This window comes from Janthinobacterium sp. GW821-FHT03C10 (genome assembly GCF_059420865.1).
On sequence record NZ_JBWKUN010000004.1, the window covers coordinates 131,060 to 145,681 of the forward strand.

The 14,622-nt window shown below is 61.9% G+C and carries 13 protein-coding genes; 9 read left to right on the forward strand and 4 right to left on the reverse strand.

The window, feature by feature from the left end:
- Window positions 1-26 precede the first annotated feature (26 nt).
- The gene (locus tag AC07VH_RS14920) at window positions 27-407 is read left to right on the forward strand and encodes a hypothetical protein (protein WP_494788416.1); all 381 of its coding nucleotides are present in this window, start codon (window positions 27-29) and stop codon (window positions 405-407) included.
- On the opposite strand, the gene AC07VH_RS14925 is transcribed toward AC07VH_RS14920, so the two are convergent.
- Complete coding sequence (locus tag AC07VH_RS14925; protein ID WP_494788415.1) at window positions 404-1,009, reverse strand: glutathione S-transferase family protein; 606 nt, start codon at window positions 1,007-1,009, stop codon at window positions 404-406. The genes AC07VH_RS14920 and AC07VH_RS14925 overlap by 4 nt on opposite strands.
- Before the next feature lie 131 nt (window positions 1,010-1,140).
- Here AC07VH_RS14925 and AC07VH_RS14930 point away from each other — a divergent pair, with 131 nt between their 5' ends.
- Entirely contained in the window at window positions 1,141-2,487 is a 1,347-nt protein-coding gene (locus tag AC07VH_RS14930; RefSeq protein ID WP_494788414.1) for a TAXI family TRAP transporter solute-binding subunit, read from the forward strand.
- A gap of 13 nt (window positions 2,488-2,500) precedes the next feature.
- Here AC07VH_RS14930 and AC07VH_RS14935 read toward each other — a convergent pair whose 3' ends face one another.
- From AC07VH_RS14935 to AC07VH_RS14945, 3 genes are all read right to left on the reverse strand, one after another.
- Complete coding sequence (locus AC07VH_RS14935; protein WP_086137536.1) at window positions 2,501-2,785, reverse strand: helix-turn-helix domain-containing protein; 285 nt, start codon at window positions 2,783-2,785, stop codon at window positions 2,501-2,503.
- Window positions 2,782-3,132 carry a type II toxin-antitoxin system RelE/ParE family toxin gene (locus AC07VH_RS14940; protein ID WP_494788413.1) on the reverse strand — a complete coding sequence of 117 codons (351 nt, stop codon included), beginning with the start codon at window positions 3,130-3,132 and terminating at the stop codon, window positions 2,782-2,784. Before AC07VH_RS14940 ends, AC07VH_RS14935 begins: the two co-directional genes overlap by 4 nt.
- A 157-nt stretch (window positions 3,133-3,289) precedes the next feature.
- Window positions 3,290-3,751, reverse strand: coding sequence for a rhodanese-like domain-containing protein (locus AC07VH_RS14945; RefSeq protein WP_099410353.1), 462 nt, complete (start codon window positions 3,749-3,751; stop codon window positions 3,290-3,292).
- 385 nt (window positions 3,752-4,136) lie between these two features.
- Between AC07VH_RS14945 and glnA the strand changes: the two genes are divergently transcribed.
- The 7 genes from glnA (at window position 4,137) to AC07VH_RS14980 (ending at window position 14,577) form a co-directional block, all read left to right on the forward strand.
- Entirely contained in the window at window positions 4,137-5,552 is a 1,416-nt protein-coding gene (gene glnA / locus AC07VH_RS14950; protein WP_070219258.1) for a type I glutamate--ammonia ligase, read from the forward strand.
- A gap of 172 nt (window positions 5,553-5,724) precedes the next feature.
- A complete protein-coding gene (locus tag AC07VH_RS14955) occupies window positions 5,725-6,207 on the forward strand; it encodes a DUF4124 domain-containing protein (RefSeq protein WP_494788483.1) in 483 nt (160 codons plus the stop codon).
- 5 nt (window positions 6,208-6,212) lie between these two features.
- Window positions 6,213-7,301, forward strand: coding sequence for a nitrogen regulation protein NR(II) (gene glnL / locus AC07VH_RS14960; protein ID WP_070291140.1), 1,089 nt, complete (start codon window positions 6,213-6,215; stop codon window positions 7,299-7,301).
- Window positions 7,302-7,349: 48 nt separating this feature from the next.
- Complete coding sequence (gene ntrC / locus AC07VH_RS14965; RefSeq protein WP_489628728.1) at window positions 7,350-8,840, forward strand: nitrogen regulation protein NR(I); 1,491 nt, start codon at window positions 7,350-7,352, stop codon at window positions 8,838-8,840.
- A gap of 145 nt (window positions 8,841-8,985) precedes the next feature.
- The gene (gene corA, locus AC07VH_RS14970; RefSeq protein WP_034760218.1) at window positions 8,986-9,951 is read left to right on the forward strand and encodes a magnesium/cobalt transporter CorA; all 966 of its coding nucleotides are present in this window, start codon (window positions 8,986-8,988) and stop codon (window positions 9,949-9,951) included.
- Window positions 9,952-10,085: 134 nt separating this feature from the next.
- Complete coding sequence (locus tag AC07VH_RS14975; RefSeq protein WP_494788412.1) at window positions 10,086-11,459, forward strand: ATP-binding protein; 1,374 nt, start codon at window positions 10,086-10,088, stop codon at window positions 11,457-11,459.
- Between the two features lie 301 nt (window positions 11,460-11,760).
- On the forward strand, window positions 11,761-14,577 hold the full coding sequence (locus AC07VH_RS14980; RefSeq protein WP_475417428.1) for a TonB-dependent receptor plug domain-containing protein: 2,817 nt from the start codon (window positions 11,761-11,763) through the stop codon (window positions 14,575-14,577).
- Window positions 14,578-14,622: the final 45 nt, after the last annotated feature.

A 14,622-nucleotide genomic window follows, 5' to 3' on the forward strand; every position in this document is an offset into this window, starting at 1 on the left:
GGCCGGTTTTTTTTGAGGGAGTGCAATTGGCCAAGACGCAGCAGATTTTTCAGCAATATCACCGCTTTGACGATGGCGCGCTCGTGTCCATCGAACAGCGGTATCAGCCCGGGGGCGTGCAGGCCGTGCGCATCGTCTTGTACGCAAGAAATCATGCGCTCGATGGCAATGTCTGGCGCAACGTCGCCATCACGGTGGGCGAAGTACGGGAAGTGCTGCTCAGGACGCCGGGCAACTTCATCAACCGCATCTGCTGCGGCGTGAAGCTGCTGCGTTTTGGCGACGTCTGGTGCGTCGACGTCGACGGCACCTATACGCGCGACGATCCGGCGACCCTGGACGAGGTGCGCCGCGATGGCGACTGTTATGTCATCGGCGGCACGGTCGAGGCCATCGAACTCGATTAGCCGGCAAACACGGCCGTTTTATCTTCCAGGCGCGCGTGATACGCGGCGATGGCCGGATATGCCGGGCGCTGCATGGGCGCCATCAGCCAGCGCTTGACGGACAGGCCCAGCACGATATCGGCCAGGGTGAACTGTTCGCCGCAGACGAAGGCGCCCGTGCGCTGCAGCTGCTGCTCCAGCACGCCCATCATCTTGTTCCACCCGGCAATACCGGCCGCCAGCTGCGCCGCATCCTGGTGCGCGGGGCTGTGGCGCACCAGCGACATGAAGGCGTAGCGCCAGCTGTTGTTCAAATCGCCCATTTGCCAATCCATCCATTTTTCCACTTCCGCGCGGGCGCGTGGCGTGCTTGGAAGCAAGTCGTCGCGGCCCGCCTGGGCGCACAGGTAGCGGCAGATCGTGTTCGATTCCCACAGCACCAGGTCGCCATCGAGCAGCACGGGCACCATGGCGTTCGGGTTCAGTGCCAGGAAGGCCGGGTCGTCGGTACTGCGAAAGCCGCTGCCCCAGTCTTCGCGTTCGTAGGGCAGGTCGAGTTCCTCGCACGTCCACAGGACTTTGCGGACATTGATCGAGGCGGCTTTTCCAAGAATTTTCAGCATGCGGGGCTCCAGAGGGCAGGTGATCGATCTGCCACTGTAGCGGAAATGGCCACGCCGCGCATGTGAAAGTGCCTTGCATAGTTGGGCTTTTCTTGGCATCGTAGCCACCCATGAAACCTATGCGCCACCACATGTCCAAAATCCTCGCGTTCAGCCGCTTTTCCGTGCGCGATTTCCTCGCCACCGCCGGTCCCACCTTGCTGCTCGTCGGCGCATTCTGCGCGCTTGCCTACTGGCTGGTCGACCCGGCGCCGCCGCGCCAGGTGAGCCTGTCGACGGGACAGGACAATAGCGCGTACGAAGAGTTCGGCAAGAAATACGCGGCCACCCTGGCCAAGCACGGCATCAAGGTGACCTTGCAGCCGTCGCTGGGTTCGCAGGATAACCTGCAGCGCCTGAACGCGGGCAAGACCGATATCGCCTTCGTGCAAAGCGGCTCGACCGAGCACGCCGATGCCGAACGGCATGGTCTCATCTCCCTGGGCAGCCTGTTTACGGAACCCGTCTGGCTGTTCTTGCGCGAAGACAAGGCGGTGACGGAATTGACGCAATTGAAGGGCATGAAGATCAACCTGGGGCCGGAAGGCACGGGCGTGCCCAGCCTGTTCCGGCAGTTGCTGTCCGTGAATGGCGTGGAAGCGAAGGAGCTGACGGTGAGCGACTTGCAAAATACGCCCGCCACGGTGGAGCTGCTGGAAGGGCGCATCGACGGCCTGGTGTTCAGCTCGGCGCCGGAAGCGCCGCTGATCCAGATGCTGCTGCAAACGCCGGGCATCAAGCTGTTTGATTTTTCGCAAGCGGAGGCGTACACGCGGCGATTGCCTTTCCTCACGCATGTCGTCTTGCCGCGCGGTATCGTCGACCTGGGCAAAAATATCCCGGCGCAGGATTATCATTTGATCGCGCCGACCGCCACCCTGGTCGCGCGCGAAGACTTGCATCCGGCCCTGGTCGATCTGTTCGTGCAGGCGGCGGCCGGCATCCATGGCGGCACGGGCTGGTTCCAGCAGCAGGGGCAGTTCCCGTCCGCACGCTACACGGAAATTCCCGTCGCGCCCGAAGCGCTGAAATTCTACAAGGATGGCGCGCCCGTGCTGCAGCGCTATATGAGTTTCTGGCTGGCTAATTTCTTCGACCGCATGTGGGTGCTGGTGGTGGCGCTCGGCGCCTTGATATTGCCCCTGTCGCGCGTGGTGCCGCCCCTGTACGTGTGGCGCATCCGCTCGCGCGTGTACCGCTGGTATGGCCAGTTGCGCACGGTGGAGCAGGCGCTGGAAGACGTGCCGCAGGAGCAGCGCGCGCAAGTGTATGCGGAGCAATTGAAGCGGCTGGACCAGATCGAGGACATGGTCAACCAGATCTCGATTCCCCTGTCGTTTGCCGATGGCCTGTATGGCTTGCGCAGCCATATCAATTTCGTGCGCAAGCGCATCTTGACCCTGATGGGCGAGCATCCAGAGGCAGGCGAAGCGGCCTGAACGCTTAACTCGCTTAAACGAGGGTGACCGACAGCTTGCGCCCAAGCAGCGCGGCGGCCCGCTCCAGGGTGGAGAGCGTCACGTCGCTGCCGGGGTCGAGCAGGCGGTCGAGCTGCGAGCGGCTCGTCTGCAGCAGGGCCGCCATGCGCGTCTTCGACAGCGATTGCTCCTGCATCGCCTGCGTCAGTTGCCAGGCGATCACTTCCTTGATGGCGCGGGTTTGCGTTTGCTCGAAGATGCCTTCCTCTTTTAAAAAGTCGTCGAGGCTGCTGCCGAGATGGGGAGCGGTGGCGTTCATGTCAGTTCCTTGTGGCGTTTGCGGGCCAGCGCCAGATCGTCTTCCGGCGTCGTCCGGGTTTTCTTGATAAAGCCGTGCAGCGCCACCAGGCAATCGCCGTGATGGCAGATCAGCATGCGCGCGATGCGGTTGCCGGGCAAGTTGCTGCGCACTTCCGACAGGCCGTGCCCGAGATGCCGGCACAGGGACATGCCCACGGGCCAGCGCCATTGCGCATGCATCAAGTCTTGCCCGATCACATGGCGTTCCTCGATGGGGAGCGACTTGAGCCAGTCGCGCACGGGTTCGCCGCCATTGCCGTTCGTGTAGAACAGCAGGGTAATCTGCCGCAGGCCGGAAGCATCCATGACGCACCTCTACGTTGTACTATATAAGGTACATATTCGCAAGGAGAATTTGCGCCGCAATGGAGGAAAACGGGCGCGCATGGATGGTTGTAGCCGATGACGGGCCATCGCGTGGCCCGCCAGATCAAACACTGTTCAGATAGTCAGGCGACCAGCGTCAGGCGCCCAGCCACGGCAGCCCGGCCTTGCACCAGCCGCCGATCTGTTTGCGGTGGCCGTCCGCATCCTTGTCGCCCTCAAACCCTTCAAGGATATCGAAGCAGTTGATATAGCCGTGCTCGGTGGCCAGCTTGGCGGCATGGCGCGAGCGCACGCCCGAGCGGCACAGGAACAGCAGCACCTCGTCCTTGCCGGCCTGGGCCGCCAGCTGCGCAAGAAAGTCGGGATTCGGCACGCCGCCCGGGTAGGTGGCCCACTGCACCGCACCATGCTGGGTATCTGCGATGTCGACCCGGCCGACCCAGTCGCGCTCGGCATTCGTGCGCACGTCGATGAGCTTGGCGGCTGCGTCCAGCTGCAGCAGCTCGTACGCTTCCTGCGGCGTGACGGCGCCGGCATACGGCGTACCTTCATTGGCCCGGCTGCGGGCGGTGGTCAGGATGTCGGCGGCGGTAGTCATGGCGTCCTCGATGAAAGTGGGATGGTGTGTACGATTATAGTGCGCCCTTCGCGCACCGCAAACGGGAAACCACGGTGCCCGGCGCATGCACCACAACGAGGCATTTTTCAAGAATGCGCACAAAATGCACGATAATGGTGCGTTATTTGTTTTTTGCACTTGCATAGTGCATTCTTGATTTGACGCAAACTCAGCAGGAAAATCGCGGGCACGAAAACTTTCACAGGGATGGCAGCCATTTTGCCGCCGGCGCCAGGCGGCTCCGGGAGCTGGCATGGAATCTGCTATGATCCTTATGAGTTTTGGTGGCACGCAATGTTTGCTTCGCTTCATCAGCCCAGACGCACTAAGGTCGGCTCACCCCACATTCATTTAGGAGATACGCATGGCAATGACAGCCGCAGAAGTCTTGAAGATGGTAGAAGAAAACGAAGTCAAATTCGTTGATTTCCGCTTTGCTGATACCCGTGGTAAAGAGCAGCACGTGACGGTTCCCGTGTCGCACTTCGATATGGACAAATTCGAGTCGGGCCACGCCTTTGACGGTTCTTCGATCGCTGGCTGGAAAGGTATCGAAGCGTCCGACATGATCTTGCTGCCGGATCCAAACACGGCCAATATCGACCCGTTCATGGAAGAAACGACCCTGTTCATGCAGTGCGACGTGATCGAACCGTCGGACGGCAAGGGCTACGACCGCGACCCGCGCTCGATCGCGAAACGCGCCGAAGCCTATCTGAAATCGTCGGGCATGGGCGACACCGCCTACTTCGGCCCTGAGCCGGAATTCTTCATCTTCGACAGCGTGCGCTGGAAGATCGACATGTCGGGCTGCTTCGTCAAGATCGGTTCGGACGAGGGTTCGTGGTCGACCGGCAAGGATATCGAAGGCGGCAACAGCGGCCACCGTCCTACCGTCAAGGGCGGCTACTTCCCCGTGCCACCAGTGGACAGCTTCCAGGACATGCGTTCGGAAATGTGCCTGATCCTGGAATCGCTGGGCATCCCGGTTGAGGTACATCATCACGAAGTGGCCGGCGCCGGCCAGAATGAAATCGGCACCAAGTTCTCGACCCTGGTCGAGCGCGCCGACTGGACGCAAAACCTGAAATACGTGGTGTGGAACGTGGCGCACAGCTATGGCAAGACCGCCACCTTCATGCCGAAACCTATCGTTGGCGACAACGGTTCGGGCATGCACGTGCATCAATCCGTATGGAAAGATGGCAAAAACCTGTTCGCTGGCGACGGCTATGCCGGCCTGTCCGATTTCGCCCTGTACTACATCGGCGGCATCATCAAGCACGCCAAGGCGCTGAACGCGATCACCAACCCGGGCACCAACTCGTACAAGCGTCTGGTACCAGGCTACGAAGCGCCGGTGAAACTGGCGTACTCGGCGAAAAACCGTTCCGCCTCGATCCGTATCCCGCACGTGGCCAATCCAAAAGGCCGCCGCGTCGAAGCGCGCTTCCCGGATCCACTGGCGAACCCGTACCTGTGCTTCGCCGCACTGCTGATGGCCGGCCTGGACGGCGTTGCCAACAAGATCCATCCGGGCGAAGCCGCCTCGAAAGATCTGTACCATCTGCCGCCGGAAGAAGACGCACTGATCCCTACCGTGTGCGCTTCGCTGGAAGAAGCACTGGAAGCCCTGGACAAGGACCGCGAGTTCCTGACCCGCGGCGGCGTGTTCAGCGATTCGATGATCGACGCGTACCTGGAACTGAAAATGCAGGACGTGCAGCGCATGCGCATGACCACGCATCCTGCCGAGTTCGACATGTACTACTCGCTGTAATGGCGCCACGCCGGCAACGTGCCGGTAGTGAATAAAAAACGCGGGTGAGGCGATGGTCTTGCCCGCGTTTTTTGTTATGGCGCCACAGTGCCTTGTTGTATAGTCGGCCCAGGAACGATGCGGCATGTGCCGACAGGAGTAGAGATTGACCAAGCATTACAGAATGGCGCTGATGGCAGGATTGCTGGGCGCGGCGGCACAGGCGCACGGGCAGTTGTATGTGTGCGCCGATGCGCAGGGACACAAGACGTACACGGACAAGCGGGCCGGCGCGCATTGCCAGCTGCTCGATTTGCCGGGCGCCATGACGGAGCCGCCCCGCAAGACGGCGTCGCTGGCCGGCGCGCCTGCCCGGCCGGCCACGCAGGCGGCGGCCACGGCGGCACCTGCCGCCGGCGCGTTTCCCAAGGTCGATGGCGCCGAGCAGCGCGCGCGCGACCTGGACCGGCGCCAGATCCTGCAGGACGAATTGCGCAGCGAAGAGCAGAAACTGGCGGCGCAGCGCCTGGAATTTAACGGTGGACAACCCGAGCGCCAGGGCAACGAGCGTAACTATGCGAAATATCAGGAACGGGTGGCGCAGCTGAAGGACAACCTCAGCCGCACGCAGCAAAATATAGACGCCCTGAAACGCGAGATCGCGAATATTCGGTAAAGCACATGACACTAGACAACCATTCCAGCCGTCCCGCCCACCTGGCAGGCCTTGATCTGCTCGCTTCAGCCGTGATCCTGCTCGACGGAGACGGCCGCATCAGCTATGCCAACGCGGCGGCGGAAAACCTGCTGGAAAGCTCATTAAAGGCGCTGTCGCGGCAAAAGCTGACGGCGCTGTTCCTCAACCCCGAGGAGCTGGCCGGCATCTGCGCGCAGGCGCTCGAACATAAATTTTCCGATTTGCGCCAGGACCTGAGCCTGGAACGCCTGGGGCGCGAGCCGCTGCGCGTGCACAGCATCGTCAGCGCCCTCGACGCACCGCGCGACGGCGTGCTGATCGAGCTGCGCGAAAACGTGCAGCAATTAAAACTCGACCGCGAGGAGCGCATCCTTGACCAGAGCCAGGTCAACAAGGAGCTGATCCGCAACCTGGCGCATGAAATCAAGAACCCGCTGGGCGGCATCCGCGGCGCGGCCCAGCTGCTGGAGCTGGAACTGCCGGCCCTGCATCTGAGCGAGCTGCGCGAATACACGCAAGTCATCATCAAGGAGGCGGACCGCCTGCAGACGCTGGTCGACCGCCTGCTGGCGCCGCACCGCCGCCCGCACATCGTGGGCGACGTGAATATCCATGAAGTGTGCGAACGGGTCCGCAGCCTGATCCTGGCCGAGTTTCCCAGCGGACTGACCATTTCGCGCGATTACGACGCCTCGATCCCCGAGTTTCGCGGCGACAAGGAGCAGCTGATACAGACCGTGCTCAACATCGCGCATAACGCGGCGCAAGCGCTGGCCGAGCGCATCGAGGCGGGCGATGCGGAGCTGATTTTCAAGACGCGCGTGGCGCGCCAGGTGACCCTGGCCAAGGTGCGCTACAACCTGGCATTAGACTTGCATATCATTGACAATGGACCGGGCATCGCACCCCAGATCCGCGACCGGATTTTCTACCCGCTGGTGTCGGGCAGGGAAGGCGGCAGCGGGCTGGGACTGACCTTGGCGCAAACCTTCGTGCAACAGCACCTGGGCGTGATCGAGTGCGAAAGCCGGCCTGGATACACCGATTTCAGGATCGTTCTCCCCTTGCCATAAGCGAGGCAGTATCCCACCCATGAAATCCATTGCGGGACGCACACACTAATGAAGCCAATCTGGATAGTTGACGACGACGAATCAATCCGCTGGGTGCTGGAAAAAGCCCTGGCGCGGGAAAATCTCGCCACCAAGAGTTTTGCCAATGCGCGCGACGCCATCGCCGCGCTGGAATTTGACACGCCGCAAGTGCTCGTGTCCGACATCCGCATGCCGGGCGCGTCCGGCCTGGAATTGCTGCAGACGGTCAAGTCGCGCTTTCCCGGCTTGCCGGTCATCATCATCACGGCCTTTTCCGACCTCGATTCGGCCGTCGCGGCCTTCCAGGGCGGCGCCTTCGAATACCTGGCCAAGCCCTTCGACATCGACAAGGCCGTCGAGCTGATCCGCCGCGCGCTGGAAGAGAGCCTGCGCGAGACCAGCGTCGAATCGGGCCCGTCGGAAACGCCGGAAATCCTCGGCCAGGCGCCGGCCATGCAGGAAGTCTTCCGCGCCATCGGCCGTTTGTCGCAATCGAATGTGACGGTGCTCATCACGGGCGAATCCGGTTCCGGCAAGGAACTCGTGGCGCGCGCGCTGCACAAGCACAGTCCGCGCGCGGCGCAGCCTTTCATCGCCCTGAACACGGCGGCGATCCCCAAGGATTTGCTGGAGTCCGAATTGTTCGGCCATGAACGCGGGGCGTTTACCGGTGCGCAGACGACGCGCCGGGGCCGCTTCGAGCAGGCCGAGAACGGCACTTTGTTCCTCGATGAAATCGGCGATATGCCGTTTGACCTGCAGACGCGCTTGCTGCGCGTGCTGTCCGACGGCCATTTCTACCGCGTCGGCGGACACCAGCCGATGAAGGCCAACGTGCGCGTCATTACCGCCACGCACCAGAACCTCGAGCAGCGCGTGCGCGACGGCCTGTTCCGCGAAGACTTGTATCACCGCCTGAATGTGATCCGCCTGCGCCTGCCCAGTTTGCGGGAGCGGCGCGAGGATATCCCCATCCTGGTGCGCCACTTCCTGGTGCAAAGCGCGCGCCAGCTGGGCGTGGAAGCCAAGCGCATGAGCGAGCCGACGATGCAGTTCTTGAGCAGCCTCGATTTGCCCGGCAATGTGCGCCAGCTGGAAAACCTGTGCAACTGGATCACCGTGATGGCGCCGGGCCAGACGGTGGAAATCAAGGACTTGCCGCTGGAATTGACGCAGGGGCAGGGCGATGGCGCGGCCGGCGCGGCGGCGGGCGAGACCGTACCCGCAGCCGTTGCCCATCCGCAGGGCGGCCAGGTCTTCGAAGCGGCCGCGCCCGCCAACGGCGCGCCGCCGGGATGGATCGGCTTGCTGGAATTGCAGGCGGCCGGCATGCTGGGCGCGGGACAGCAGGAAGTCATGGCCGTGCTGGGGCGCCAATTCGAGTCGGCCCTGATCAAGACGGCGCTCAAGCATACGCACGGGCGCAAGAACGACGCCGCCGTGCGCCTGGGCATCGGCCGCAACACCATCACCCGCAAGATCTCCGAACTGGGCATCGACGGCGCCAAGGACGACTGATTGCCGTCCGGACGGGGCCCCGCCCCGTCCGCTTCCCTTCCCGGCGTCCCTGGCACGCCACAACACCCACAACAATGGCTGGCGATAAGGTAAGCTGGCGCCTGCCGGACTGTTTCGTCCGGTCTTCATTTGATTGTGGAACTGTATGCTCATAAACTGCGTGGCCTACCAGGATGGCAAAAAACTGGCCGACTTGCCGATCGACGATATCAGCGATTACGTCGAGCGCCCCGATTGCTTCGTCTGGGTGGCCCTGCTCGACGCCACGCCGGACGAGCTGAAACAGATGCAGCATGAGTTTTGCCTGCACGAACTGGCGGTGGAAGACGCGCAGCGGGGCCACCAGCGCCCGAAGATCGAGGAATATGGCGATTCCCTGTTTGCCGTGGTGAAAACCGTGGAAATGGTCGAGAATGAACTGGTGCTGGGCGAAGTCGACATCTTTGTCGGCGCCAATTACGTGCTTTCGTCGCGCAGCAACAGCTCGCAAGGTTTCCTGGGCGTGCGCGCGCGTGCCGAGCGCGAACCGCACTTGCTGCGCCAGGGCTCGGCCTTCGTGCTGTACGCGCTGATGGACGCCGTCGTCGACCGTTACTTTCCCGTGCTCGACGCGCTGGAATCGGAGCTGGAACTGATCGAGGACCGCATCTTCGACCGGGGCACCGAGCGCGACAATATCGAGCGGCTGTATCAATTGAAACGCAAGGTCATGGTCTTGCGCCACGTGGTGGCGCCCCTGATGGAAGCGGTGGGCAAGCTGCACGGCGGGCGCGTGCCGCCGCTGTGCCACGATACCCAGGAGTATTTCCGCGACGTGCACGATCACCTGGCGCGCATCAACGGCACGCTCGACACCATCCGCGATACGATCAGCACGGCCATCCAGGTGAATCTGTCGATGGTGGCCATCGACGAGAGCGAAGTGAACAAGCAATTGGCGGCCTGGGCCGCCATCTTTGCCGTGTTTACCGCGTTTGCCGGCATCTGGGGCATGAACTTCAAGTTCATGCCGGAACTGGACTGGCATTATGGCTATCCGGCCGCCGTGGCAGTGATGAGCTGTGTCTGCGGTTATATGTATTACTTGTTCAAGCGTTCCGGCTGGCTATAAAAATTTCCTGTGTATCTGTATTATTAAACAATAGCCAGGGGTACAATCGCGGCAAGTCCGTTGACCCGGGCCTTTGCTGAGGATCGCCGCGCCGGCAGCTTTGCCTGCGCTTCCCGTGCCGCGCAGGAGCATTCATGAGTATTCCGTTGTTCGATGTGAATTCGCAAGAACCCCTGTTCGATCCCGAGCAGCGGCGCACCCTGGCGGAGGCGGCCCTGCGCTCGATCACTGCCTCGACGGCGCACGCCCGTGGCGACGACTTCCTGCGCATCCTCGTCAAGGACCTGGCCGAAGCGCTCGACGTGCACTATGTGATCGCCGGGCGGCTGGTGCGCATGGACGATGGCAGCGAAGGCATCCGCACCCTGGCCCTGTGGGGCGGCGACGGCTACCAGCCGAACATCGAATACAGCCTGCAGCACACGCCTTGCCAGGACGTGACCTGCCAGAGCATGTGTTTTCACGGCAGCGATATCCAGCGTCGCTTTCCACTCGATACCCTCCTGGTCGACATGCATGCGGAAAGCTATGTCGGCATGCCGTTGATCGATACCGATGGCAAGACCCTGGGCATCCTGTCGGCCATCGACACGCGTCCCATCGATGAAAACAAGCGCTTGCTGGCCCTGCTGCTGCTGTCGATCTTCTCGGCGCGCGGCGCGGCCGAGCTGCAGCACCAGGAGCGCACCCAGCAGCTGGAAGAAATCGTGCGCGTGCGCACCGAATCGCTGCTGGCGGCGCAGGCCAACCTGATCGAGCAGGAACAGATGGCGGCCCTCGGTTCGCTGGTGGCGGGCGTGTCGCACGAGGTCAACACGCCCATCGGCGTGGCGCTCACAGCCGCGTCGAGCATGGGCAGCTATGCCGACCAGCTGGTGCAGCTGCTGGGCGGCGCCAAGGTCAGCCGCACCGAACTGATCGACATTGCCGAATCCCTCAAAGGCGCGGCGGCATTGATTGAGCGTAACCTGGCGCGCGCCGCCGACCTGATCGGCAATTTCAAGCAGCTGGCCGTGGACCAGGTCAGCGAGTACGTGGCCGACCTGGCGCTGCACGACTACGTGCACGGCCTGGTGTCGGCGCACAGTCCGGAACTGCGCAAGGCGGCGCTGGGCGTGGAACTCGATATCGCGCCCGATTGCCAGGTGCGCCTGGCGGCCGGCAAGCTGTCGCAAATCCTCTCGAACCTGCTGATGAACAGCGCCCGCCACGGCTATCCGCAGGGCGGGCCGGGGCGCATCACGATACGTGCGCGCATCGAGGCGGACGAGGATGATGCGGCCTTGCGCTGGCTGCTGCTGGACTTTTCGGACGACGGCATCGGCCTGGCGCCGGCCGTGCGCGAACACATGTTTGAACCGTTTTTCACCACCAAGCGTGGCCAGGGCGGCTCCGGCCTGGGCATGCACATCGTCTACACCATCGTGCAGCAACTGGGCGGCCAGGTGTGCGCCATCGACTGCACTCCCGGCTGTCATATACAGATCAGGCTGCCGCTGGCCAGTTGATACCGCGCAACCTCCCGGCTAGCCGGGAGAAGCCACTCCATCCCTTTTTACCCTGCTTTTCATATGTTGTATGTACGCCATACGCATGCTGAGTTCTGTTGACACTCATATTCTTGCCGTGATTCTATGTAGTTGTCTAGTTGACTTTTAGTTGCCTAGTGCCATTTCTGTACACGTGTCCCAGCGGACTTCACGGTGTCTGATCGGGTGCCGTACGAGGCGTTTCCTTTAGATGAACGAGTGCAATCCGGGTAAAAAATCCGGAGTCATATATAACCGTACAAATGAAAAAGGGTTCACCATGCTTAAAGAAACCGTCATCTCTCGTGCAGTTCGCATCGTCTGCGCCGGTGGTGTAGTTGCCGCCATGTCCGTTGTTTCGCAGTCCGCGATCGCACAAGATGCGCAGGGCGCCGATACGCAGATCCAGCGTGTCGAAGTCACCGGCTCGTCGATCAAGCGTATCGCCGCCGAAGGCGCCTTGCCGGTCACCGTCCTGACCGCCGAAGCCATCCGCACATCGGGCGCCACCTCGGTCACCGATCTGGTCAAGAAGCTCTCTTCCGCCCAGGGGGCCACCAGCGAAAGTTCCTCGGTTGGCGGCAGCACCTTCGGTTTCTCCGGTATTTCCGTGCATAACGTGGGTGAGACGCGTACGCTCGTCTTGCTGAACGGCAAGCGCCTGGCCCAGTTCGGCGGCCAGACGCTGACCGGTTTCGCCGCTGGCTTCGACTTGAATTCGATCCCTATCTCGGCAATTGAACGCGTGGAATTGCTGACCGATGGCGCCTCCGCCCTGTACGGTGCCGATGCCATCGCCGGCGTGGTCAACTTCATTACCAAGCACGATACGACGATCGGTGATGTGTCCATCGGCTACTCCGCGCCAAAAAACGGTGCGCGTGAGAAACGCCTCAGCGCCACCAAGGGCTTTGGCAACCTGGACGAAGATGGCTACAACGTGGTGCTGACCTTTGGTCATGACGAGCGCGACAAGCTCGCTTCCGTCGACCGCAAGTTCGCCAGCACGGGCAAGGTGCAATTCTCGGCCAATGGCAAGCGCTACCAGAAGCAGCAGTTTTCGGCCAGCCCGATTCCCGCCAATGCCACCGATGACAATGGCCAGCTGATCAGCCCTTACCAGAAGGCCAACGGCTCCTGCCCGGAAAAGACGTTCCGCGTGATCGAACCGTACAACGATGGCAGCGGCCTGGCCGATGACTACTGCGGCTATGACTTCACCAAGGACCTGGAAATCTATCCGGAGCGCAAACGCGACAACTTCATGGCATCGGGCACCTTCAAGATCGCCGGCCAGGAAGTATATGCAGACGTCTTGCTGTCACGCACGAAACAAACTTCGCGTATCGCTCCGGTACCTGGCGCGATCGCCGTCGATGCGGGCACGCCGCTGCATGACAAGTATTTAGTGCCAGCTGGAATTACCGGCGACAGCACGGCGTTCTACCGCTTGTTCGACATGGGCCAGCGTACCTCGAAAGATACGGCGGATTTTGCCAGCGTGGTGGTCGGCACGCGCGGCGTTCTGGCCGGATGGGACTATAACGCTGCCTACAACTTCTCCGAAAGCCGCGTAAAAGGCAGTATTTCCGGTTATCCTGGCGCCATTGCTGTCAATAACCTCACGTCGAGCGGCTTGCTCGACCCCTTCGTCGGCCCGGGCAAGCAGTCTCCCGCGGCACAGGAAGCCATCAAGGCGGCCGCGTACTCCGGTTACTGGGACGGTGGCACTTCGCGCCTGCAAACGATTAACCTGAATGGCTCGACGGAACTGCGGCGACTGCCTGGCGGCGCGATGATGCTGGGCATGGGCGTGAACATCAACCGCGAGGAATTCTCTGCCAAGCCGAGTCCGTTTGCGCAAGGCATCCTGGCCGATCCCGTGAAGGGCACCTTGTGCGGCGGCACGACCGGACTGGAATGCGACCAGCGTTTCGGCGACGCGGCCAGCAGCCAGCCGTACAGCGCCAGCCGTACGTCGAAAGGCATTTTTGGCGAAGTCATCGCGCCTGTACTGAAAGAGCTGGAATTAGGCGCCGCCTTGCGTTTCGATGAATTCTCGGACTTTGGCGGTGCTACCACGGCCAAGGCCAGCTTCAAGTGGACGCCGGCACCCACCTTGCTGATCCGCGGTTCGGTCGGCAATGGTTTCCATGCGCCGACAGTGCCACAAGTCAACGCCTTGCAGCGCGGCTATGGCGTCACCAGCGACAAGTACACCTGCTCGCCAGCCTTGCAGGCGATCGCCACGCGTCTCAATGCGCAATGCCAGCCAGGTAACCGCCAGTACGACCAGCTGGCCGGCGGCAACCGCGAATTGCAGCCGGAGAAATCGAAACAGGCAACTATCGGCTTCCGTTACGAACCGATCAACGCCATCACCCTGGGTGCCGACCTGTGGCATGTGCAGATCCGCGATTCCTTCGGTCAGCTGACCGAACAGCTGGTATTCGCCAATCCGGCCAATTTCCCGAAATCCTGGGGCGTCAACAAGGACGTGGGCACGGGTACCACCTACCTGGCCTTCCTGGCTGACAACCAGAACTTGGGTAAATCGTTCGCCACCGGTGTCGACATCGATATCAGCGCCCGTTACCGCTCCGGCATCGGCCTGTTCACGTCGCAGCTGAACGCGACGCAAATGCTGCGCGAGGATGTGCAGCTGGAACGCAACGGCAGGTATTATTCGGCGCTGGGCAACTTTGCCGATCTGGGCACGGTGACTTTCCGCACGCGCGGCCAGTGGACGAATACCCTGAAAACGGGCAACTGGGCCAACTCGCTGACGGTCAACTTCCTGTCCGGCTACAAGGATCAGGAAACGTCGGTCGACGTGCTTGACGCTTCGGGTGCTGTGACGGGGCAGGAAAAGATCCGCATGCAGGCGGGCTTCTATTCGACCCTCGACTGGCAAACGGTGTGGACTCCAAGCAAGAGCTGGGTGCTGACCGTCGGCGTGCTGAACCTGACCGACAAGAGTCCGCCATTCGTGCCATCGACGTCCGGCGTGAACCGCGGCCAGCAATTCGGCTATGACGACCGCTACTACGATCCGCGCGGCCGTACTGGTTACCTGAATGCCTCGTACAAGTTTTAACGAGGTACGCAGGCATAAAAAAACCGGCCCGTGAATGTGCCGGTT